20 protein-coding genes and 1 pseudogene are annotated in these 21773 nt (G+C 73.0%); 13 read left to right on the top strand and 8 right to left on the bottom strand.

Features of this window, described 5'->3' with window-relative positions; translation table 11 throughout:
• Positions 1-53: 53 nt before the first annotated feature.
• On the top strand, positions 54-1691 hold the full coding sequence (locus ACZ4AA_RS11885; protein ID WP_467599439.1) for a DNA repair helicase XPB: 1638 nt from the start codon (positions 54-56) through the stop codon (positions 1689-1691).
• Between the two features lie 84 nt (positions 1692-1775).
• Here the strand turns inward: ACZ4AA_RS11885 and ACZ4AA_RS11880 are convergent, their stop codons facing one another.
• Positions 1776-1970, bottom strand: coding sequence for a hypothetical protein (locus ACZ4AA_RS11880; RefSeq protein WP_467599435.1), 195 nt, complete (start codon positions 1968-1970; stop codon positions 1776-1778).
• Between the two features lie 411 nt (positions 1971-2381).
• Here ACZ4AA_RS11880 and ACZ4AA_RS11875 point away from each other — a divergent pair, with 411 nt between their 5' ends.
• On the top strand, positions 2382-4451 hold the full coding sequence (locus ACZ4AA_RS11875; RefSeq protein ID WP_467599432.1) for a HelD family protein: 2070 nt from the start codon (positions 2382-2384) through the stop codon (positions 4449-4451).
• Positions 4452-4508: 57 nt separating this feature from the next.
• On the opposite strand, the gene ACZ4AA_RS11870 is transcribed toward ACZ4AA_RS11875, so the two are convergent.
• Complete coding sequence (locus ACZ4AA_RS11870) at positions 4509-5723, bottom strand: trypsin-like serine peptidase (protein WP_467599429.1); 1215 nt, start codon at positions 5721-5723, stop codon at positions 4509-4511.
• 222 nt (positions 5724-5945) lie between these two features.
• Positions 5946-6650 (bottom strand): copper homeostasis protein CutC, encoded by a 705-nt coding sequence (locus ACZ4AA_RS11865; RefSeq protein WP_467599426.1) that lies wholly within the window; start codon positions 6648-6650, stop codon positions 5946-5948.
• Positions 6651-6809: 159 nt separating this feature from the next.
• Here ACZ4AA_RS11865 and ACZ4AA_RS11860 point away from each other — a divergent pair, with 159 nt between their 5' ends.
• A complete protein-coding gene (locus ACZ4AA_RS11860) occupies positions 6810-9272 on the top strand; it encodes an N-acetylmuramoyl-L-alanine amidase (protein WP_467599422.1) in 2463 nt (820 codons plus the stop codon).
• Between the two features lie 15 nt (positions 9273-9287).
• On the opposite strand, the gene ACZ4AA_RS11855 is transcribed toward ACZ4AA_RS11860, so the two are convergent.
• On the bottom strand, positions 9288-10328 hold the full coding sequence (locus ACZ4AA_RS11855) for a saccharopine dehydrogenase family protein (RefSeq protein ID WP_467599418.1): 1041 nt from the start codon (positions 10326-10328) through the stop codon (positions 9288-9290).
• A gap of 111 nt (positions 10329-10439) precedes the next feature.
• Here ACZ4AA_RS11855 and ACZ4AA_RS11850 point away from each other — a divergent pair, with 111 nt between their 5' ends.
• From ACZ4AA_RS11850 to ACZ4AA_RS11835, 4 genes are all read left to right on the top strand, one after another.
• Positions 10440-11480, top strand: coding sequence for a helix-turn-helix domain-containing protein (locus ACZ4AA_RS11850; protein WP_467599415.1), 1041 nt, complete (start codon positions 10440-10442; stop codon positions 11478-11480).
• Positions 11438-12124, top strand: a complete 687-nt coding sequence (locus ACZ4AA_RS11845; RefSeq protein ID WP_467599413.1) for an HD domain-containing protein — start codon at positions 11438-11440, stop codon at positions 12122-12124. The genes ACZ4AA_RS11850 and ACZ4AA_RS11845 overlap by 43 nt, the downstream gene beginning before the upstream one ends.
• Before the next feature lie 277 nt (positions 12125-12401).
• Positions 12402-13601, top strand: a complete 1200-nt coding sequence (locus tag ACZ4AA_RS11840; RefSeq protein WP_467600325.1) for a Cmx/CmrA family chloramphenicol efflux MFS transporter — start codon at positions 12402-12404, stop codon at positions 13599-13601.
• A gap of 20 nt (positions 13602-13621) precedes the next feature.
• Positions 13622-14728, top strand: a complete 1107-nt coding sequence (locus tag ACZ4AA_RS11835; protein WP_467599409.1) for a GNAT family N-acetyltransferase — start codon at positions 13622-13624, stop codon at positions 14726-14728.
• A 73-nt stretch (positions 14729-14801) separates the two neighbouring features.
• Here the strand turns inward: ACZ4AA_RS11835 and ACZ4AA_RS11830 are convergent, their stop codons facing one another.
• Both ACZ4AA_RS11830 and ACZ4AA_RS11825 read right to left on the bottom strand, forming a co-directional pair.
• Positions 14802-15071, bottom strand: coding sequence for a DUF4031 domain-containing protein (locus ACZ4AA_RS11830; RefSeq protein WP_467599406.1), 270 nt, complete (start codon positions 15069-15071; stop codon positions 14802-14804).
• Positions 15068-15466: a hypothetical protein gene (locus ACZ4AA_RS11825; protein ID WP_467599403.1), complete on the bottom strand. Its 399-nt coding sequence runs from the start codon at positions 15464-15466 to the stop codon at positions 15068-15070. Before ACZ4AA_RS11825 ends, ACZ4AA_RS11830 begins: the two co-directional genes overlap by 4 nt.
• Before the next feature lie 56 nt (positions 15467-15522).
• Here ACZ4AA_RS11825 and ACZ4AA_RS11820 point away from each other — a divergent pair, with 56 nt between their 5' ends.
• Genes ACZ4AA_RS11820 through ACZ4AA_RS11805 form a run of 4 tightly spaced genes read left to right on the top strand, consistent with a single transcriptional unit; the run spans position 15523 to position 19568 of the window.
• Positions 15523-16443, top strand: a complete 921-nt coding sequence (locus ACZ4AA_RS11820) for a MurR/RpiR family transcriptional regulator (RefSeq protein ID WP_467599400.1) — start codon at positions 15523-15525, stop codon at positions 16441-16443.
• Positions 16444-16485: 42 nt separating this feature from the next.
• On the top strand, positions 16486-17421 hold the full coding sequence (gene murQ / locus ACZ4AA_RS11815; RefSeq protein ID WP_467599397.1) for an N-acetylmuramic acid 6-phosphate etherase: 936 nt from the start codon (positions 16486-16488) through the stop codon (positions 17419-17421).
• Between the two features lie 16 nt (positions 17422-17437).
• A complete protein-coding gene (locus ACZ4AA_RS11810) occupies positions 17438-18946 on the top strand; it encodes a PTS transporter subunit EIIC (RefSeq protein ID WP_467599394.1) in 1509 nt (502 codons plus the stop codon).
• Positions 18947-18980: 34 nt separating this feature from the next.
• Positions 18981-19568, top strand: a complete 588-nt coding sequence (locus ACZ4AA_RS11805; protein ID WP_467599391.1) for a hypothetical protein — start codon at positions 18981-18983, stop codon at positions 19566-19568.
• Here the strand turns inward: ACZ4AA_RS11805 and ACZ4AA_RS11800 are convergent.
• Positions 19565-19813: a hypothetical protein gene (locus tag ACZ4AA_RS11800; RefSeq protein WP_467599388.1), complete on the bottom strand. Its 249-nt coding sequence runs from the start codon at positions 19811-19813 to the stop codon at positions 19565-19567. The two genes, ACZ4AA_RS11805 and ACZ4AA_RS11800, sit on opposite strands and share 4 nt — an antisense overlap.
• Before the next feature lie 115 nt (positions 19814-19928).
• Between ACZ4AA_RS11800 and ACZ4AA_RS11795 the strand changes: the two are divergent.
• Both ACZ4AA_RS11795 and ACZ4AA_RS11790 read left to right on the top strand, forming a co-directional pair.
• Positions 19929-20354 (top strand): annotated as a pseudogene (locus tag ACZ4AA_RS11795) (helix-turn-helix domain-containing protein); the annotation flags it as partial.
• A 13-nt stretch (positions 20355-20367) separates the two neighbouring features.
• Entirely contained in the window at positions 20368-20577 is a 210-nt protein-coding gene (locus ACZ4AA_RS11790) for a DUF397 domain-containing protein (protein WP_467599385.1), read from the top strand.
• A gap of 72 nt (positions 20578-20649) precedes the next feature.
• Here the strand turns inward: ACZ4AA_RS11790 and ACZ4AA_RS11785 are convergent, their stop codons facing one another.
• Entirely contained in the window at positions 20650-21771 is a 1122-nt protein-coding gene (locus ACZ4AA_RS11785; RefSeq protein WP_467599382.1) for an NADH:flavin oxidoreductase, read from the bottom strand.
• Positions 21772-21773 lie beyond the last annotated feature (2 nt).

Genomic DNA, 21773 nt, shown 5'->3' with positions numbered 1-21773 from the left:
GGACGTTTGGCCGAGCATCCGCGCCGGGTGCCGCCACGCAGAAAGGCACGGGTGTGAACGGACCCCTCATCGTCCAGTCCGACAAAACACTTCTGCTGGAAGTCGATCACGAGCTGGCCGACGCCTGCCGTCGGGTCATCGCTCCCTTCGCCGAGCTGGAGCGGGCTCCCGAGCACATCCACACCTACCGGGTGACACCGCTCGGCCTGTGGAACGCGCGGGCCGCAGGGCACGACGCCGAGCAGGTCGTGGACGCGCTGGTGGAGTTCAGCCGCTATCCGGTCCCGCACGCGCTGCTGGTGGACATCGCCGAGACGATGGACCGCTACGGACGCCTCACGCTGAGCAAGCACCCGGCCCACGGGCTGGTCCTGACGTCCACGGACCGGCCGGTCCTGGAGGAGGTGCTGCGGTCCAAGCGGATCGCCCCGCTCGTCGGCAACCGGATCGACCCGGACAGCGTGGCCGTGCACCCCTCCGAACGCGGCCAGATCAAGCAGACCCTGCTGAAGCTGGGCTGGCCGGCCGAGGACCTCGCCGGGTACGTCGACGGTGAGGCGCACGCCATCGAGCTCGACGAGACCGGCTGGGCGCTGCGGCCCTACCAGCGTCAGGCCGTGGAGAACTTCTGGCACGGCGGCTCCGGGGTCGTCGTGCTGCCCTGTGGCGCGGGCAAGACGCTCGTCGGGGCCGGCGCGATGGCGCAGGCCAAGGCGACCACGCTCATCCTGGTCACCAACACCGTCTCCGCCCGGCAGTGGAAGCACGAGCTGGTGAAGCGGACCTCGCTGACCGAGGACGAGATCGGCGAGTACAGCGGCACCCGCAAGGAGATCCGCCCGGTCACCATCGCCACCTACCAGGTGCTCACGACCCGGCGGAAGGGCGTCTACCCGCACCTGGAGCTCTTCGACTCCCGCGACTGGGGCCTGATCCTCTACGACGAGGTCCACCTGCTGCCCGCCCCGGTCTTCAAGTTCACCGCCGACCTCCAGGCCCGGCGCCGGCTGGGGCTGACGGCCACGCTGGTACGGGAGGACGGGCGCGAGTCGGACGTCTTCTCGCTCATCGGGCCCAAGCGGTTCGACGCGCCCTGGAAGGAGATCGAGGCGCAGGGCTACATCGCGCCGGCCGACTGTGTCGAGGTGCGGGTGAACCTCACCGACTCCGAGCGGCTCGCGTACGCCACCGCCGAGAACGAGGAGAAGTACCGCTTCTGCGCCACCACCGCGACCAAGCGCAAGGTGACCGAGGCGCTGGTGCGCAGGTTCGCCGGTCAGCAGATCCTCGTGATCGGCCAGTACATCGACCAGCTCGACGAGCTGGGTGAGCATCTGAACGCGCCGGTGATCAAGGGCGAGACCAGCAACGCCCAGCGGGAGAAGCTGTTCGACGCGTTCCGGGAGGGCGAGATCAGCGTGCTCGTCGTGTCCAAGGTCGCGAACTTCTCCATCGACCTGCCGGAGGCCACGGTGGCCATCCAGGTGTCGGGGACCTTCGGCTCCCGCCAGGAGGAGGCCCAGCGTCTGGGCCGTGTCCTGCGCCCGAAGGCCGACGGCCACAAGGCCCACTTCTACTCCGTGGTGGCCCGCGACACGATCGACCAGGACTTCGCCGCCCACCGCCAGCGCTTCCTGGCGGAACAGGGCTACGCCTACCGGATCATGGACGCCGACGAGGTACTGAGCTAGTTCCAGCTCCTCCGGCGTCTGAGGAGCGGGGTCCGGGGCGGAGCCCCAGGAGGTTGTCCGGGGTGGAAGGAGCGGGCGTACGCGTCAGCGGCGCCTGACGCCCGCTTCTTCGCCGTACTCGCCGAGCAGGACGACCCCGATGGCGGCGCGCCCGAACACCTTGACGGCCTTCAGGGCGTCGCCGAGTCGGTGCCGGTGATCTACGGAGGTGACGGCCGTCGCGCCCCGCGCGACGGGTCCGGGATGGGCAGGACCTGGGGTGAAAGTGGCTGCGCTCATATCTCCATGGTGCGACTCCGCCGACCCGAACGGCGTCGGTCCCCGGACCGAACCTCCCCACCCCTCAGGTACCGCTCCGGTCCCTCTGCCGTACATCTCACGGCGGACCCCGCCCCCTAGGGACTCCGGGGCCCGACCCCGAGAGGGCGGGCGGGCCACGGGAAAACCGTTGGCCCCCGCATCGGTCCGTCGCCTAGAATCTCCGGTCTTGCCCGCCTCCCCCGACGGAGTGCCGCCGTCCGGCCGGAAACCGGACGGCATCCGGAATCACACCGGATTCCGCAGGGATTCCGAACGGATTCCCAACGAAATCCGCAGGGATTCCGATCCGCATCACTCGCGCAGCACGTGCCAGAGCACCGCGGTACTCCCGCAGCACCCCCACAGCAGGTTTCCCGGAGGCAAATCCCTGTGTCCACCCTGTCCGACGGTCCGTCCGGCGCCCCGTCCACGTCCGACGATCCCCTCTCCCGCGAGCGCTCCCACCTCACCCACTCCCGTTCGGCGCTGCGCGCGATGCGCGAGGACGCCGAGAACCTCGACATCCGCGACGTCACCGCGAACTGGGTGAACGCCGAGGTGCTGCACCGGCAGATCGCCGAGCGCATCAAGGCCCTCGCCGACCTCAGCCACACCCCGCTGTTCTTCGGACGGCTCGACTATCTGCACGCCCCGGGCTCCGACCTGGCCGAGGGCGCGAAGGGCGAGCGGTTCTACATCGGGCGCCGCCATGTCCACGACGCCGACGGCGACCCGATGGTCATCGACTGGCGCGCGCCGGTGTCCCAGCCGTTCTACCGGGCCTCGAAGAAGGACCCGATGGACGTCGGGCTGCGCCGCCGCTTCGGCTACACCGGCGGCGACCTCACGGCCTACGAGGACGAGCACCTCTCCGACCCGGCCGAGACCGCCACCACCAGCAAACTGCTCCAGCAGGAGATCGAGCGCCCGCGCGTCGGCCCGATGCGCGACATCGTGGCGACGATCCAGCCCGAGCAGGACGAGATCGTCCGGTCCGGGCTGTCCGGTTCGGTCTGTGTGCAGGGAGGCCCCGGCACCGGGAAGACCGCCGTCGGTCTGCACCGGGTCGCCTATCTGCTCTACGCGCACCGGGAGCGGCTCGCCCGCACCGGCACCCTGGTGATCGGGCCGAACAAGTCCTTCCTGCACTACATCGAGCAGGTCCTGCCCGCCCTCGGCGAGCTGGAGGTCAAGCAGGCGACCGTCGACGATCTCGTCGCGCATGTCGAGGTGCGCGGCAGCGACGAGGCGCCTGCGGCCGTGATCAAGGGCGACGCCCGCATGGCCCAGGTGCTGCGCCGGGCCGTGCGCTCGCACGTGAGCGTCCCGACCGAGCCGGTGGTGGTGGTCAGGGGTTCACGCCGCTGGCGCGTCCCGGCGTACGAGCTGGAGGAGATCGTCCGGGAGCTCCTCGACCGGGACATCCGCTACGGCGCGGCCCACCAGGCCCTTCCGCAGCGCATCGCGCACGCCGTGCTGGTCCAGATGGAGCGCTCCGGGGAGGCGCCGGACGACCGGGTGCAGGACGCCGTCGCCCGCAACGCCTCCGTGAAGGCGGCCGTCAAGGCGATCTGGCCGCAGGTCGACCCCGCCAGGCTCGTGCTGCGGCTGCTGGGCGACGCGGAGTTCCTCGCCGAACACGCGGAGGGTCTGCTGGACGAGGCCGAGCAGAAGGAGATCCTCTGGGCCAAGCCGGTGCGCGGGGTGAAGAGCGCGAGGTGGTCGGCCGCCGACGCCGTGCTGATCGACGAGGTCACCGACCTGGTCCAGCGCACCCACTCCCTCGGGCACGTGGTGCTCGACGAGGCGCAGGACCTCTCCCCGATGCAGTACCGCGCCGTGGGCCGGCGCTGCACGACGGGATCGGCGACCGTGCTCGGCGACCTGGCGCAGGGCACGACCCCGTGGGCGACCCGGAGCTGGGAGGAGGCCCTCGCGCATCTGGGCAAGGGCGACGCCGTGGTCGAGGAGCTGACCGCCGGTTTCCGTGTCCCCACGGACGTCATCACCTACGCGTCCCGGCTGCTGCCGCACATCGCGCCCGGTCTGACGCCGGTCGCCTCGGTGCGGGAGAACCCCGGCTTCTTCGAGGTGCGCGCGAGCACGGCGGACGCGGACGTCCTGGACGCGGTCGAGGAGCTGCTGGCCCAGGAGGGGTCCGTCGGACTGATCGCCGCCGACGCCCGGATCCCCGTACTGGCCGAGGCGCTGACGGCGGCCGGGCGCGGATATCTGGGTCCGGGCGAGGAGACGACGGCCGAGACCCGGCTGACCCTGGTGCCGGCCTCGCTGGCCAAGGGCCTGGAGTACGACTACGTGGTCCTGGACGAGCCGCGGGCGGTCGTCGACGGCGAGCCGGACGAGCGCACCGGGCTGCGCCGCCTGTACGTGGCGCTCACCCGTGCGGTCTCGGGCCTGATCGTGACGCACGCGGCACCGCTCCCGGCCGAGCTGACCTGACCGGCCGACGGCCCCCGGCGCGGATGCCGGGGGCCGTCGACCGCGGTGCGCCGGGGCTTACTTGAACTTCCTGCTGGTGGCCAGGTAGACCTGCTGGGCGTTCGCCCCCAGGTGCGGCCCGGTGATGAACGTCTTGCGGTCGCTCAGGGAGTTGTTGGAGACCAGATAGGTCCGGCCGTTGTGGGTCATGAACCAGGGTCCGCCGGACGCGCCGCCGTTCATGGTGCAGCCGATCATGAACTGGGCGGGGACGTTGCTCGCGAGCACGAACCGCTTGGTGGCGCCGTGGCAGTCGTACATCTTCGAGCCGTCGTAGGGCGCCTCGGCCGGGTAGCCGCGGACCTTCATCGACGTGACCTTGTTGGCGGCCGGGGCGCCGAACCACACCGGCAGGGCCGAACCGAGCTGTTCCTGAAGGGACTTGCCGCCGCTCTCGGGCTTGACGTGGAGCACGGCGTAGTCGTATCCGGAGGCCGCGTTGCCGGTGTGGGCGCCGCCCGTCATCCACTGGGAGGACGTGGTGGCCCAGTCGGCCCACCAGATGCCGTACGGGGAAACGGACTTGGCGCGCGGGTCGGTGATCTGACGGCTGCTCAGGTTCGCGGAGTTGTTGTACGAGGGGACGAAGGCGATGTTGCGGTACCAGCCGCCGCCCTTGCCCGCGTGCACGCAGTGGCCCGCGGTCCACACCAGGTTGGACTTGCCGGGGTGTGCCGGATCGGTGACGACGGCGGCCGAGCAGACCATGTTGCCCTGGGGCGAGGAGAAGAACATCTTGCCGACCGGCGGCGCGTAGTGGTGGTAGGTGCCCTTGACCTTGGCGGCGGTCTGCTTGGTCACCCGGCCGTCGGGGAGGTAGGAGGTGGCGCCGCTGCCCGAGCCCGAACTGGTGCTGCCCGCCTGGGCGACCGGGATGCTGGCCTTCGCCTCGGCCATCTTCTCCGGCGACCAGAAGTCCTTGATGTACGGGTTGGCGAAGTCCTCGGCCTTGGACGCCCAGTGGCTGTAGTCCTGCCACCCCCCGTTCCTCCACTTGTCCAGGGCGGCGCCGCTGAGTTCGGTGGGGATGCCCGAGGGCAGCTTGTAGCCGCCGATCGAGACGGAGCCGTCGCCCTTGCCCGTACCGGCGCCCTTGCCGGCCTGGGCGGACGCCGAGGGCCGGGCGGCGGCCCCCGTGTCGTCCTTCTTGCTGTCACAGGCCGTCGTGGTGATCATGACGGCCGCGATCACGGCCGCGGCTGCCGCGAGCGTGCGGCTGCGTATGGATGGCATGAAGCCCTGTCCCCCTGAGACTGCTGTGCTGCCGCACCGCTGTCGCCGGCACGCACACATGTGTGATTGTCATGCCCCAGACGATCGGGGCACGATCAAATATGCACGCGAAAAAGCCGTGCGTTGACCGCCTCGTGACGCTCACAACACAACAACTACGTTGCGGAGATGGATCCGTGACCTGCCGGGCCGGACCCACCACGCGAACGCGGGGCGCCGGGGCTACGCGTCGACCGCGGTCCGCCACTCCCGCACCGACTCGGCGGAGACCGGCCCCGTCCAGCCCCGCGGACGAGCGGCACCGCCGATGTGGAAGGCGTCCAGGCCCGCCGCGCGCAGCTCCGGCAGATGGTCGAGGCGCAGACCTCCGCCCACCATGATCCGCGGCTCGTAGCCCGGTTCACCGCGGTGGGCGGCCTCGGCCGCGAGGACCGTGAGTCCGTCGTCGACCCCGGCCGGGGAGCCCGCGGTCAGATAGGCGTCGAGGCCGGGCAGGTCCGCGAGCTGCTTGCGCAGGGCGTCCCGGTCGGCGGCGCGGTCGATCGCGCGGTGGAACGTCCAACGGCAGCCGTCCAGTTCGGCGACGACGCGCTCCACGGCGGCCAGGTCGGGGCCGTCGTGCTCATCGAGGAAGCCGAGGACGAACTCGTCCGCGCCGGCGTCGCGCAGCTCGCCCGCGGCCCGCACGAGGGCGTCGACGCCCTTCGCGCCGCCCGCGGAGAAGCCGTCGGACAGACGCAGCATCACGCGCAGCGCGATGTCGACGGAAGCACGGATCCCGGCGAACGTCTCCACCGACGGGGTCAGTCCGTCGGCCGCCATGTCCGTGACCAGCTCCAGCCGGTCCGCACCCCCGGCCTGAGCCGCGACCGCGTCCTCCACCCCGAGGGCGATCACCTCCAGGACTGCGCTCTTCCGCTCACTCATCGGACCTCTTCTCCTGGGCCGCTATAGGTCTAGTCCAATCAAACAGTACGCGGACGAGCACGGGGGGCGCGAGAAGATCGCGGGGCCGCTCTGGTTGATCTTTCATCTAACTTCCTCATGTGTGAAGATCATGTGATGGTTACGTGGAGGGGTGGGCCGGTGCGGCGACGCGGGTGGGGTGCGGCCGTTCTGGCGGTCGCGGCGGTGTCCGGGGCGCTGGTCGTCCAGGGGACCGGTGGCGGGGGCGAGAGCGGTTCCGGTACCGGGCCGATCCGCGCCCGTGCGAGGACGGCGGCGCTGACGGTGGCCGACGGCGGCACGTCGGCCCGTCTGGACCGGCGGGACACGGCGCCCTTCAGCATGCTCGGGATCACCTGGGCCGAGCCCTCCGCACGGATCGCGGGCGCCATCGAGGTCCGGACCCGGGACACGGCGCGTCACACCTGGTCGACATGGCTGCGGCTGGACGGCGACAACGGGGAGGGCGAGCGGGGCGCGTCCCGCGGCGGCACCACGCCGGCTTGGGTGGGCCCGTCCGACGGGGTCGAGGTGCGGATGTCCGGCCGGCCCGCGCAGCCGCTGCCCGGGGGCCTCCGGCTGGACATGATCGACCCCGGCGGCGCCTCGGCCTCCCGGATGGAACCCGCCGGGTTCGTGATGGACCCGGCCGAACCCACCACCGGCGACGCCACCGGTCCGGCCGAGCCGACGAACCCGGCGGACACGACGGACCCGGCCGCCACGGACCGGCCCGCGGAGACCTCCTCCCCCGGCCCGTCCGCGTCGCTCACCTCCGAGCCACCCTCCGACCCGGCGACCGGGTCGCCGGCACCGCCGTCCGCCGGGAGCACGAGCGCCTCCCCGGCCGCCTCCGCGTCGGACGCGGTCTCACCGGCCCCGACCACGACCGTGCCCCCGGCCCCGCCGTCCACCGTGCCCCGCCCGCCGATCACCTCGCGTGCGGGCTGGGGCGCGGACGAGACCATCAGCCCGGAGGAGCCGGGCTATCTGCCGGGCGGGAGCATCAAGGCGGTGGTGCTGCACCACACCGCCACCTCCAACGACTACACCTGCGCCGACTCCGCGGCGATCATCCGGGCCGTCTACACCTACGACGTGGAACAGCTGACCTGGAAGGACATCGGCTACAACTTCCTCGTCGACAAGTGCGGCACGATCTACGAGGGCCGCAAGGGCGGTGTCGACCGGCCCGTGATGGGCGCGCACGCCTACGGCTTCAACTCCGAGACCACGGGCATCGCGATCATCGGCGACTACAGCGACGTGGCCCCCTCGAAGGAGGCGATGACCTCGGTCGCCCGGCTCGCCGCGTGGAAGCTCGGCCAGTACGGCGTCGACCCGACGGGCACCACCACCCTCACCGCGGGCGCGAGCGGACCGAACTACTTCCGCCGGACCTGGGACGCGGGCACCCGCATGACCTTCCCGGTCATCCACGGCCACCGCGACGGCTACAACACCGTGTGCCCGGGCGACGCCTACTACGCCCTGCTGCCCACGGTCCGCGCCTGGGCGGGCGGCGCGGTCGAGGGGCTCACGCTGGACTCGGTCAGCGGCACGGGCGCGTCCGGCACCGGCGTCCTCGCCGACGCCCCCGTCACCGTGAAATGGTCGGCCTCGACCCCGGCCCCCCTCGTCGAGCGGTACGACGTCCTGGTCGACGGCGGGGTCGCGGCCACCACCGCCGGCACCGCCTCCGCCGCCGAGGTGAAGCTGACCCCGGGCACCCACACGATCGCGGTGCGGGGCGTCCACCAGTCCGGCAGGACAGCGGTCAGCGCGGACGTCACCGTCCTCGCCGAGGCCACCCCGGCCACCACCGCCCCGCCCGCTCCGACGGCCTCCGCCGGTCCGACGGCCACCGTCCGGGCCACCCCCACGCCGAGCACCCCGGCCGGGACCACCTCCCCCGCCCCGGCGACCAGCACCCCGGCCAAGACCGCGTCGCCCACCCCGACGGCCACCGCCGACAGGACCCCGCCCTCCTTCTCCAGCAAGCCGGATCTCGCCCTGCGCACCGGCACGGTGAGCACCACGGCCGTCCCGGTCACCCTCAAGTGGAAGGCCACCGACGCGAAGGGACTGAAGGAGGTCCGCCTCACCGCCCCGGTCGCGAAGACCTACGGCCCGACGGTCACGAGCGCGGGCCTCACCGCCAAGTCCGCTGTCGCCACGGCCTGGAGGATGACCGCGTACGACAAGGCCGGCAACACCGCCGCCGCCTCGGTGAGCCGTACCCCCGTGATCCTCAAGGAGAGCGCGGCCACGAGGTCCGGCACCTGGACGTCCAAGTCGTCGAGCGGCTACCTGGGCGGCGTGTCCTACGGCAGCTCCGCCAAGAACGCCTCGCTGACCTGGACCTTCACCGGTCACTCGGTGGCCCTGGTGGTCTCGCGCGCCGCGACCTCGGGGCAGGTGTACGTCTACGTGGACGGCCGGAGGACCGCCACCGTGGACCTGAGGTCGACGACGACGAAGTACCGCGACGCCGTCTGGACGACGGGCTGGACCACCGCGGCCAAGCACACGGTCAAGCTCGTGGTCGCCGGAACCGCGGGGCGGCCCGCGGTCACGGCCGACGCGCTCGTGTACCTCAAGTGACCGGCCCGGCCCGGTTCAGCCCTGGCTCCCGGGCAGTTCGAAGGTGATGTGCGGGGCCAGGGCGCGCAGGAAGTCCGGGGCGTCGAAGATCTCGCCGGCGGAGGCGACCCCCCTCGTCCTGATCCGGCCGGTGAGGATGCGGCCGAGCGCCTCCACCACGAGCGGCGCGGTGACGGCGTAGATGTCCCGGCCCCGGACCACGGCCCGGCGTTCGGCGCCGCCGGAGCGGACCACGACGTCGACGACGAAGGTCTGCCCGGACCGCCCGTGCCCGTCGACCGCGCTGGGCGCCGGGGTGTCCGGGGCCGCGAGTTCCCCGGCCGCCTCGACGGTCATGTAGGTGCGCACCTCCGGGACGGCGACATGGCTGGGCACGGTGACCACGTCGGCCATCGAGAACTCCCCGATGACGGCCCGCGGGCCCAGCGGGCCCGGGAACGGCCACTCCAGGGTGGGCGGCGCGTCCTGGACGTACTCAAGCCGTCCCTTGGTGTACCGGACGCGCCGGCCGCCGCGCCGCTCCCGGGAGACCGCGCCGGCCGCGCGCGTCCCCGCGGTGGGGTGCCAGCCGCTGAGCCCGTACGCGATGTGCGCCTCGTCGGCCGCGGTCCACTCGCCCATCGCGGCGGTGACCAGCAGGTCGCCGAAACCGCCGTAGAAGGCCATGGCGGGGACGATCACGGCTCCCGCCGCCTCGGCCCGGTCCGTGAAGTGCGCGAACGTGTCGAGGTTGGCCTCGATCTCGGCCGCCACGTCCACGTACGGGATCCCGGCGCGCAGAGCCGCCTCGATCACCGGGGCGGCCGTCGTGGCGAAGGGCCCGGCGCAGTTGACCACCGCCGCCGCTCCGGCCAGCGCCTCGTCGAGGGACACCGGATCACCGACCGTGGCCGGACGGACGTCCAGACCCGGCCACGAGGCCGCGAGGTCCTTCAGCTTCCCGGCGTCCCGGCCGGAGAGGACCGGGGTGAACCCGCGCTCCAGCAGCTCGGCCACCACGAACCGTCCCGTGTGGCCGTACGCGCCGAACACCGTCACCGTCTTTCCCGACTCCATGGGTACTCCCCCGTGCTCGAAGTGAACTGCCCTGCTCCGTCACGGACATCCTGGCCGGAGCGGGGACACGGCACGAGTGTCCGGAACGACACGCCCCATACACTTCCGGACATGACCTCTGTCGCGCTGGCCGTCACCGACGGGATGCTGCACTTCGAACTGGGCCTGGCCTGCGAGGTCTTCGGCTCCGCGCCGGACGCCGTGAAGGTCCCCTGGTACGACCTCGCGCTCTGCGGGCCCGAGCCCGTGCGCGTCGGGCCGTTCCGGCTGGAGCCCGGCCACGGCTTCGACCGGCTCCCCCTCGCCGACACGGTGATCGTCCCGGGCTGGGCCGACGTCGACCGGGAGCCGCCCGCCGGCCTCGTCGACGCGGTGCGCGCGGCCCACGAGGCGGGCGCGCGGGTGGCCTCGCTGTGCACCGGCGCCTTCGTCCTGGCCGCCGCCGGACTGCTGGACGGCAGACGCGCGACCACGCACTGGGCCCACACCCGGGCCCTGGCCGCCCGCCACCCCCGGGTGACGGTGGACCCGGACGTCCTCTACGTGGACGACGGCGGCGTGCTCACCTCCGCGGGCAAGGCCGCCGCCATGGATCTGTGCCTGCACCTGGTGCGCCTCGACCACGGCTCGTCGGTCGCCAACACCGTCGCCCGCAATCTGGTCGTGCCCCCGCACCGGGACGGCGGTCAGGCGCAGTTCGTCAGCACCCCGCTGCCCGCCCCCGGCCACCACCCGCTGGCCGAGCTGCTGCCCTGGGTCATCGAGCGGCTGGACCGTCCGCTGACCGTGGAGGACCTGGCCCGCCGGGCCCGGATGAGCTCGCGCCACCTGGGCCGCCACTTCAGGGCGGTGACCGGCACCACCCCGCTCCAGTGGCTGCTGATCCAACGGATCCGCCACGCCCAGGAGTTGCTGGAGACCACCGACGCGGGCATCGACACCATCGCGGCGGCCACCGGCATGGGGACGGGCACGACCCTGCGCCGCCACTTCAACCGCACGGTAGGCGTTCCTCCGGACGCCTACCGCCGCACCTTCCGCTCCCGGACCGGCCCGGCACCGGCGGACGGCGCCTCGGCGGGGAGTTCCGGGGCGGGGACAATGGACTCATGGCAGCAGAGAGCAACCGCCACCCCGCCCACGAGGAACTGACCGGGCGCTGGGCGGACACCGTTCTGGCCGCGCGGGACGGCGACGGGTCCGGCCCGGCGCCGGAGGCGTACGCGCGCAACCTCCTGGACCGCTGGGCCGAGCCGCAGCGCCGCTACCACACCACCGGCCATCTCCTCGCGGTCCTCGACCACATCGACGTGCTGGAGGCCCACGGCGAGCGGGCCGCCGATCCGGCCGCCGTGCGCCTGGCCGCCTGGTTCCACGACGCCGTGTACCTCCCCGACCGCTCGGAGAACGAGGAGCGCTCGGCCCGGCTCGCCGAACGCGCGCTGGCCGAACTGGGCGTCGCCCCGGAGCGTACGGCCGAGGTCGCCCGGCTGGTCCGGCTGACCGTCACCCACGACCCCGCCGCCGACGACACCGACGGTGCGGTCCTGTGCGACGCGGACCTGGCGATCCTGGCCTCGCCCCCGGCCGCGTACGCCGCCTACACCGCGGCCGTCCGCGAGGAGTACGCCTTCGTCCCCGACGACGCCTTCCGTCTGGGCCGCACGGCCGTGCTGCGCCAACTCCTCGGTCTCCCCAGGCTGTTCAGGACCGCGTACGGCGCCCGCACCTGGGCCGCTCCGGCCCAGCGGAACATGGAGGCGGAGCTGGCCACGCTCAGCCCCTCCGCCATCTGAGAAGCGGGGCAATTCCAGCCCCTCCGGCGTTTGAGGAGCGGGGTCCGGGGCGGAGCCCCGAGGACGGGGAGGGCAGGGGCGGAGGGGGCGAAAGAAGTCCTTGGCCGGAACGGGGCGAGGAGGCGACCGGGGCGGCGGCGACCCGGCCCGGCGGAATCGATTCGACGTGCGGCGTACGACCCCGTACGAAGGGGGCATGCCTCCCAGCCACGGCCCCCTCAAGCCGGACATACCCGTCCGCGCCGCCGCCCCCGAGCACGCCCCCGGCGGGGCCCGGATGCCCCTGTCCGTCTACGTCCTCGCCCTGTCCGTCTTCGCCCTGGGCACCAGCGAGTTCATGCTCTCCGGCCTGCTGCCGTCCATCGCGCGGGACATGGGCGTGACGATCCCCCGGGCGGGCCTGCTGATCTCGGCGTTCGCGATCGGCATGGTCGTCGGCGCACCCCTGCTCGCGGTGGCCACCCTGCGGATGCCCCGGCGGACCACCCTCGTCTCCCTGATCGCGGTCTTCGGTCTCGGCCAGGTGGCCGGAGCCCTCGCGCCGGACTACACCGTGCTCTTCGCCTCACGGATCGTCAGCGCACTGGCCTGCGCGGGCTTCTGGGCGGTCGGCGCGGCCGTGGCCGTCGGGGCGGTGCCGGCGACCTCGCGGGCGCGGGCGCTGGCCGTGATGATCGGCGGCCTGTCGATCGCCAACGTGCTGGGGGTGCCCGCGGGCGCCTTCCTCGGCCAGGGGCTCGGCTGGCGGGCCGCCTTCTGGGCCGTGGCGGCGGCGTCCGCCGCCGCGCTCGTCGGCATCGTGACCCTCGTCCCGCCCATCGCTTCCCCGCCCGAACGGCCGCGGCTGCGCGGGGAACTGCTCGTCTACCGCGACGGCCAAGTCTGGCTGTCCGTCACCACGATCGCGCTGACCGCGGCCGGTGTCTTCTGCGCCTTCAGCTATCTCGCCCCGCTGCTCACCGAGGTCGCCCGCCTCGACGCCAGCTGGGTCCCGACCGTGCTGGCGTTGTTCGGCGTGGGCGCGCTCATCGGGACGGCGCTCGGCGGGCGCTTCGCCGACGCGCATCCGTTCCGGGTCCTGCTGGGCGGCATGGCGGCGGACATCGTCGTGCTCGTGGCGTTCGCCCTGCTCGGGCGGTACGCCGTCGCGGCCGTCCTGCTCTCCTTCCTCCTCGGGGTGGCCTGCTTCAGTACCGCCCCGGCGCTCAACGCCCGGATGTTCCAGCTCGCCGCGGCCGCCCCGACGCTGGCGGGCGCCACCACCACCGCCGCCTTCAACCTGGGCAACGCCGCCGGTCCCTGGCTGGGCGGCGCCGTCATCGACGCGGGGCTCGGCTACCCGGCCACCGCGTGGGTGGGCGCCGTCCTGACGGCCGCCGCGGTCTGTCTGACCCTCGCGGCGCTGCGGCCGCACCGCCGGGCGCCGGGCGCGGCGGCCGCGGGAACGGCGGAGAATCCCGTACGCCCCCAGGGGTGATCCGTCCTATTCTCGGCCGCATGACAGACATGGGCGGGGATCAGGTCGAGGAAGCCGTCGCGAGCGGTGCGGCGCTGCTGCGGGCGGCGGCCGGAGGCGACTGGGAGGGGGTACGGGCGGGCCGGCTGGAGTGGAGCTGCCGGCGGACCGCCGAGCACATCGCCAGTGATCTCATCGCGTACGCGGGGCAGTTGGCGGGGCGTCCCGAGTCCGCGTACGTGCCGTTCGGCATCACGCTGGACGAGGGCACCGGCAACGCGGAGGTCGTCGACGTGATCGAGACGACCGGCGCGCTGCTGGTCGCCGCCGTCCGCACGACCCCGCGCGAGGTGCGCGCCTTCCATCCGTACCCGTTCCTCAGCGCGAACCGCGAGGGCTTCGCCGCGATGGGGGTGGCCGAGGTCCTGCTGCACACGCACGACATCGCCGAGGGGCTCGGCCTGCCGTACGAGCCGCCGGCCGCGCTGTGCACGTGGGTCCTCACCCGGATCTTCCCGCAGGTGCGGCCCGAACCCGACGCCCCGTGGAGCACTCTCCTGTGGGCGACCGGGCGCGGCGACCTGCCCGGCCGGGAGCCGCTCACCGAGTGGCGCTGGAACAACAACCTGGTGATCGACGCCGAGCGGCTCACCCTCCAGGGGGTCACCCCGGCGGCCGCCGCCGATCTGCGCGCGGGCGGCACGGGCGGTTTCGCGTGGATCGACGGCGGCCCGTTCGAGGGGACCCGGGACGCCGCCGGAATGGTCGTGAGCGCCTACGAGAAGGGGGTGCACCGGCCGGAGTGGGGCATGTTCGTGCTCGTGCGGCGCGAGGACGGGCTGGCGGTCGGCGCGATCGGCTTCCACGGCGTGCCCGACGAGGGCGCACGCGCCGAGGTGGGCTACGACCTCGCGGAGAAGGCCCGCGGCCACGGCTACGCCACCGAGGCTCTGCGCGCCCTCGCCGACCAGGCCCTCGCCCGCGACGACGTGAAGGTCCTGCTCGCCGCGATCGACCGGGACAACGCCCCCTCGCAACGGGTCATCGCCCGGGCCGGTTTCACCCGGGTGAGCGAGGACATGGAGCAGCTGGCCCGCGAACTGCACGGCCTGGAGGAGCCCTTGCGGCTGTACGCCCGCGAAAGCTGAGCGCCGGCTCGCCCCACGGGGCCGGCTGCCGCGCCGCGGGGTCGGCGGGCGGCTCAGGACCGGTGGGCGCGGCTCAGGGGCGGTGGGCGCGTTTGCGGCGGCGCAGTCCCGAGCCGTGCAGCAGCCGTACGACCTCACGGCTGCTGACCTCCACCGCTCCTGCGGCGACCGCGTCGGCGTAGCGGTGGGCGGGGATGTCGTAGTGGTCGCGCTCGAAGGCCCGCGGGGGCGCGCCCAGTTCCTCGGCGAACGCGTGGAGTTCGTCGTAGGAGACGTCGCTGATCAGGTGGGACCAGACACGGCCGTGCCCCGGCCAGGTGGGCGGATCGATGTAGACGGTCACGAGGGCGGGTTCGTGCCGGTCGCCGAGCCGAGCGAGCCCACCGGGGAGATCTTCACACCGGCCTCGTGGCACACCCAGTGCGGGTCGGGACCCAGTTCGGGCTCGACGTCCAGCGCGTGCGGGCCGCCGGAGGTGCACACCGGGCACAGCGGCCATCGTCCGTGCCGTTCCAGGAGCGCGTCCTGCACGTCCTGGGCGACGAGCCCGGCGACGAACTCGACGCCGTCCGGCCACTGCTCGACCCACCAGCGGCGCTGCACCACCGACTCCTCGACCAGGGAGACGACGTCCGCCTCGGCCACCTGGCCCGCGATCAGGTCGGCGAGCACACGGGCGCGTGCCGCGTGCAACGCCTGCTCCAGGGGGCTGAGGGGAGGATTGCCGGTGGGGTCCATGTCCCCATTGTGAGCACCCTTGACCGTATGCCCCAAAGGAAAATATCTTTCATGATGTGACCAATGACGTGAAGGAAATTTTCGCGGGTGGGGCTCCGCCCGCCCCCGCGGCCCTCGCGGCCAAGGTGCGCACCCTCGCCCCCTCGATGACCCGCTCCATGCAGCGGGTCGCCGAGGCCGTCGCCGGTGACCCGGCCGGCTGCGCGGCCCTCACGGTCACCGGGCTCGCCGGGCTCACCGGCACCAGCGAGGCCACCGTCGTCCGCACGGCCCGCCTCCTCGGCTACCCCGGATACCGCGACCTGCGTCTCGCGCTCGCCGGGCTCGCCGCCCAGCAGCAGTCGGGCCGGGCCCCCGCCGTCACCGCCGACATAGCCGTCGACGACCCCATCGCGGACGTCGTCGCCAAGCTCGCCTACGACGAGCAGCAGACCCTCGCCGACACCGCCGCCGCCCTCGACACGGTCCAGCTCGGCGCCGCCGTGACCGCCATAGCCACCGCCCGCCGCGTCGACATCTACGGCGTCGGCGCGTCCGGGCTCGTCGCCCAGGACCTCCTCCAGAAACTGATGCGGATCGGGATCATCGCCCACGCGCACAGCGACCCGCACCTCGCGGTGACGGGCGCGGTGCAACTGCGCGCCAAGGACGTGGCCATAGCCATCACGCACTCCGGGTCGACCGGCGACGTCATCGAACCGCTGCGGGTCGCCTTCGAGCACGGCGCGACGACGGTGGCGATCACGGGCCGCCCGAGCGGACCGGTCGCGCAGTACGCCGACCACGTCCTCACCACCTCCACCGCTCGCGAGAGCGAGCTGCGCCCGGCGGCCATGTCGTCGCGCACCAGCCAGCTGCTGGTGGTGGACTGTCTGTTCGTGGGGGTCGCCCAGCGCACCTACGAGACGGCGGCGCCCGCGCTGTCCGCCTCCTACGAGGCCCTGGCCCACCGTCACTCCCCGCGCACCGGCCGATAGCCGCTCCGCACCACCGAACTCATCGGAAAGAGCCGCCTCTCCATGACCTCCATGCCCGACCACGGCGATCTCCGAGCAGAGCTGGAGACGCTGACGACCGAGGCGTTCCGCCCCGAACTCTCGGAGATCGACCGGCTGCCCACCCTGGAGATCGCCCGGCTCATGAACGGGGAGGACACGACCGTTCCGGCGGCCGTCGCCGCGCAGCTCCCGCGCATCGCCGCCGCGATCGACGGCATCGCGGAGCGCATGGCGCGCGGCGGCCGGCTCATCTACGCGGGCGCCGGGACCGCGGGCCGGCTCGGTGTCCTGGACGCCTCGGAGTGCCCGCCCACGTTCAACACCGATCCGTCCCGGGTCGTCGGAGTGATCGCGGGCGGCCCGACGGCCATGGTCACCTCGATCGAGGGCGCCGAGGACTCCCGGGAACTGGCGGCCGCCGACCTGGACGCGCTCGCCCTGACCCCCGACGACACCGTGGTCGGGGTCTCCGCCTCGGGCCGCACCCCGTACGCGGTGGGAGCGGTCGAGCACGCCCGCAAGCAGGGCGCGCTCACGATCGGCCTGTCCTGCAACGCGCACAGCGCCCTCGCCTCCGCCGCGGACCACGGCATCGAGGTCGTGGTCGGACCCGAGCTGCTCACGGGCTCGACCCGGCTGAAGTCCGGCACGGCGCAGAAACTCGTCCTGAACATGCTCTCGACGATCACGATGATCCGGCTCGGCAAGACGTACGGGAACCTGATGGTCGACGTACGGGCCTCGAACGAGAAGCTGCGGGCCCGCTCCCGCCGGATCGTCGCGCTCGCCACCGGCGCCTCCGACGCGGAGATCGAGCGCGCGCTCGCCGCCACCGACGGCGAGGTGAAGAACGCCGTCCTGGCGATCCTCGGCGGGGTGGACGGGCCCACCGCCGCCCGCCTTCTGGAGGAGTCGCAGGGCCATCTGCGCGCCGCGCTGGCGGCTTCGGCCGGCTGACCAGCACGCTCGGGGAGTGCGCACACCGGACTCCACCACAGCAGCGGCGATCCTCCCCCTCGTGGGCGGACCCGCGAACGTCCTCACCGTCGCCCACTGCATGACCCGGCTCCGGCTGGGTCTGCGGGACCCGGGCCTGGTGGACGAGGAGGGCCTGCGGGCCCTTCCCGCCGTCCTCGGCCTGGTCGCGGACGACCGTTCGTACCAGATCGTGCTGGGCCCCGGCACGGTCGCCCGCGTGTCCCCGGCGTTCGAGGCCCTGCTGACGGCCGACACGGACCCGGCGGCCCCGTCCGGCACCGGCCCGGTCCCGGCCGCTCCGCCCGGCACCGCGCCGGACACCACCGCGGCCCTGCTCGCCCGGCGCGGCGCCGGGCTGAAGGCCGCCAGGACCCGCCGCAACGCCACCCCCCTCAAGCTGTTCCTGCGGCGGATCGCGGACGTGTTCGTGCCCCTGATCCCCGCCCTGATCGGCTGCGGGGTGATCGCCGGACTCAACGGCCTGCTGGTCAACCTCGGCGTGCTGACCGGGCTCACCCCCGCCCTGACCGCCATCTCCTCCGGGTTCATGGCCCTGATCGCCGTCTTCGTGGGACACAACACGGCCAAGGTGTTCGGCGGCACCCCGGTCCTGGGCGGCGCGGTGGCCGCCGTCGTCGTGTACGCCGGGGTCGCCAAGGTGACCGTCCTCGGCGTGACGCTCGCCCCCGGGCAGGGCGGGGTCCTGGGCGCCCTGTCCGCCGCGCTGCTCGGGACGTACGTGGAGAAGTGGTGCCGCCGCTGGGTGCCGCCCACCCTCGACGTCCTGGTCACCCCCACGCTCACCGTGCTGCTGACCGGCCTGGTGACGCTGTACGCGCTGATGTACGCGGCCGGGCAGCTCTCCGCCGCCATCGGCACCGCCGCCGCCTGGCTGCTCTCCACCACGGGCGCCTTCGCCGGGCTCGTCCTCGGCGCCCTGTTCCTCCCCCTGGTGATGCTGGGCCTGCACCAGGCCCTCATCCCCATCCACACCACCCTCATCGAGCAGCAGGGCTACACCGTGCTGCTGCCCGTGCTCGCCATGGCCGGCGCCGGCCAGGTCGGCGCCGCCCTCGCGGTCTACGTCCGGTTGCGCCACGACACCTCGCTGCGTACGACCATCAGATCGGCGCTCCCGGCCGGTCTCCTCGGCGTCGGCGAACCCCTGATCTACGGCGTCTCGCTGCCGCTGGGCCGCCCCTTCGTCACGGCCTGCGCTGGCGGAGCGGCCGGCGGTGCCTTCATCGGCTTCTTCTCGATGCTCGGCGACCGGGTCGGCTCGACGGCCATCGGCCCCTCCGGCCTGGCCCTGTTCCCGCTGCTGTCCGGCAACCGGGGCCTCACCGTCACCGCGGCGATCTACGCGGGCGGTCTGCTCACCGGGTACGCCGTCGGGTTCGCGGCCACCTACTTCCTCGGCCTCGGCGGCATTCCCGCGACCGGCCCCGACGGCGACCTCGGCGGCGCCTCACCGGACCGCCAAGCGGAACAGGCCACGGTGTAGCCGCGCTGTCGGTGGCGCGTGCGACGCTGGGGACATGAACCACGCACAGCTGACCGCCCTGGGCCGTGCTCTGCGGCTGCTCGGGGAGCACGGCGACGCCCTGAACGCCGACACCCCCGACGCCAAGCTGCACGAGGTCAAGGCGGACCTGAAGCGGGCCCTTGACCTGCTCGACGAGACGGTGACCACGGCCAAGCCGACCACCCGTTGCGCCGAGCACCCGAACGGCCCGGTGGACGAGAGCGCCCCGGACCGCTGTCTGCTCTGCGAGACCCGCCGCCGCACCGCCCGCCGCACCGAGGTGCACGACTCGTACGCGCACGGCCGGGCACCCGCCCCTGACGAGCTGCCCGACCGCACGATGTCCCGCTACGGAGTGCGCGGAGACCGCCCCCAGCCCCAGCAGCGCTGGCTCCCGGAGGTCTGGAACGGCCAGACGTGGCTCCTGTGCGGCACTCCCCGCCGCGACCGCCAGGAAGCCGAGCGCTATCTGGCCGCCGAGCGCCGGGCCCCCCGCCCGGGCATGGCGTACCGCCTCGTCCACGAGTTCACCGACTACGAGGTGCTGCGCATCTGGGGCACGCCGGTGAAGGTCGACATCGAGCCGATGGGCAACCTCTAGGCGGGCGGTCCGGCCGGGCCCCGGGCCCGGCGGTCAGGGCAGGCGCCCTCCGCGTTGATCCTTCGCACCCGGGCCCGCAGCACCTCCCCCGGCGGCGCCGCCCCGAGAGCGTCGGGCGGACAGTCCCACTCGATTCCCCCGCCCGGCGGACGCAGTTGTACGAGGCCGCCCTCGCGCCCCATCACCTGGCCGAGGCGCCCGTCCCGCACGTCGATCGCGTACTCCTCGCCCGACGTCATCTCCATCCCACCGATCCCTCCACGCTGAGTATTCCGGTTCGACACCCAGAGTGATCGGCAGATCCGTAGCCTGGCCAGAGTCGGCGCTCCAACAACCTCATCTGTTCGACAGGGAGTCGCCATGCCCGGCCCCAAGGACCTCGACCCGTCCTCCTCCCCCCGCGCGATGATCGGCGCCGAGCTGCGGCACGCCCGCGAGAACGCCGGCCTGAGCCAGTCCGAGCTGGGTGAACCCCTCTTCGTCAGCGGTTCGTTCATCGGCCAGCTGGAGTCGGGCACACGGCGCCTCCAGCTGGAGTACGCCGTCCAGACAGACGAGATCCTCGGGGCGAAGGGCTTCTTCGAGCGCAATTGCCGGGCCCTGGCCAGGTCGAAGTATCCGGACCACTTCGTGGAGGCAGCGGAACTGGAGGCGGCCGCCACGGGGATCAGGCACTACCTTCCGCTGCTCATCCCGGGCCTGCTCCAGACTCCGGCGTACGCCGCTGCCTTGTTCCGCACCTACCGGCCGACCGCCTCCGACGCAGACATCGACGAGTTGGTGGCCCATGCTTACGAACATGGAGACCAACCCCACTGATCGCAGGCCAAGTTCGCCGACCTGGCGCAAGTCGACCTACAGCGCGGGCGACGGCGGCGACTGCCTGGAAGTCGCCCTCGGTGCAGGCCGCGAAGGCCCTCTCGTCCGGGATTCCAAGAACCCCGGGCCCGTGATCGGATTCGGCGCCGCCGCCTGGGGCACCTTCGTCGGCCACGTCGGCGCCCGCTGACACAAAGGGACGGCGCCCGCGTCGCGGCGGGCGCCGTCCCTCCCCCGTTCCTCCCGTCACCGGGAAGTCGTGTCAGCTGAGCGTGCGCAGAGCGGCCGCGTCGTACGGAGCCAGCTCGTCGAAGCGCCCGGCCAGGACCTTCGCCGCCCACTCGGGGTCCTGGAGCAGCGCGCGGCCGATGGCGACGAGGTCGAACTCGTCGCGCTCCATGCGGTCGAGGAGGTCGTCGATGCCCTTGACCGGGGAGCCCTCGCCGACGAAGGCCTTGATGAAGTCGCCGTCGAGGCCGACCGAGCCGACGGTGATGGTGGGCTTGCCCGTCAGCTTCTTCGTCCAGCCGGCGAGGTTGAGGTCGGAACCGTCGAACTCGGGCAGCCAGTAGCGGCGCGTGGAGGCGTGGAAGGAGTCGACCCCGGCCGCGGCGAGCGGGGCGAGGATCGCCTCCAGCTCCTCCGGCGTCTCGGCGAGCCGGGCGTCGTAGGCCTGCTGCTTCCACTGCGAGTAGCGGAAGATGACCGGGAACTCGGGCGAGACGGCCGCGCGCACCGCGGCGACGATCTCCGCCGAGAACTTCGTACGGGCCACCGGGTCGCCGCCGTAGGCGTCCTCGCGGCGGTTGGTGCCGGCCCACAGGAACTGGTCGAGCAGATAGCCGTGGGCGCCGTGCAGTTCGACCCCGTCGAAGCCGATGCGCTCGGCGTCCGCGGCGGCCTTGGCGAACGCCTCGATGACGTCGTCGAGGTCCTGCTGGGTCATGGACTTGCCGGTGACCTCGGCGCCGTCCTTGTAGAGGCCGGAGGGGCCGACCGCCGGGGCGTCCGCGAAGGGCGGCTCGCCCGCCTTGCGGACCATGCCTATGTGCCACAGCTGCGGGACGATCGTGCCGCCGGCCGCGTGCACGGCGTCGGCGACCCTCGCCCAGCCGGCCAGCTGGTCCTCGCCGTGGAAGCGCGGCACGTCGTTGCTCTGTCCCGCCGAGTCGTGGCCGACGTACGTGCCCTCGGTCACGATGAGGCCCACGCCCGCGGCGGCGCGGCGGGAGTAGTAACCGACCACGTCCTCGCCCGGGACACCGCCCGGCGAGAACATCCGGGTCATCGGGGCCATGGCGATCCTGTTCGGGACGGTCAGGCCGTTGATGGAGACGGGACGGGACAGGATCTCGGCGGCGCGGGACGCGGCGTCAGCGGTCACGT

Source organism: Streptomyces sp. NPDC024698, from assembly GCF_055559015.1.
Note: the sequence above shows the minus strand (reverse complement) of the source record. Positions and strands in the feature narration are given on the sequence as shown.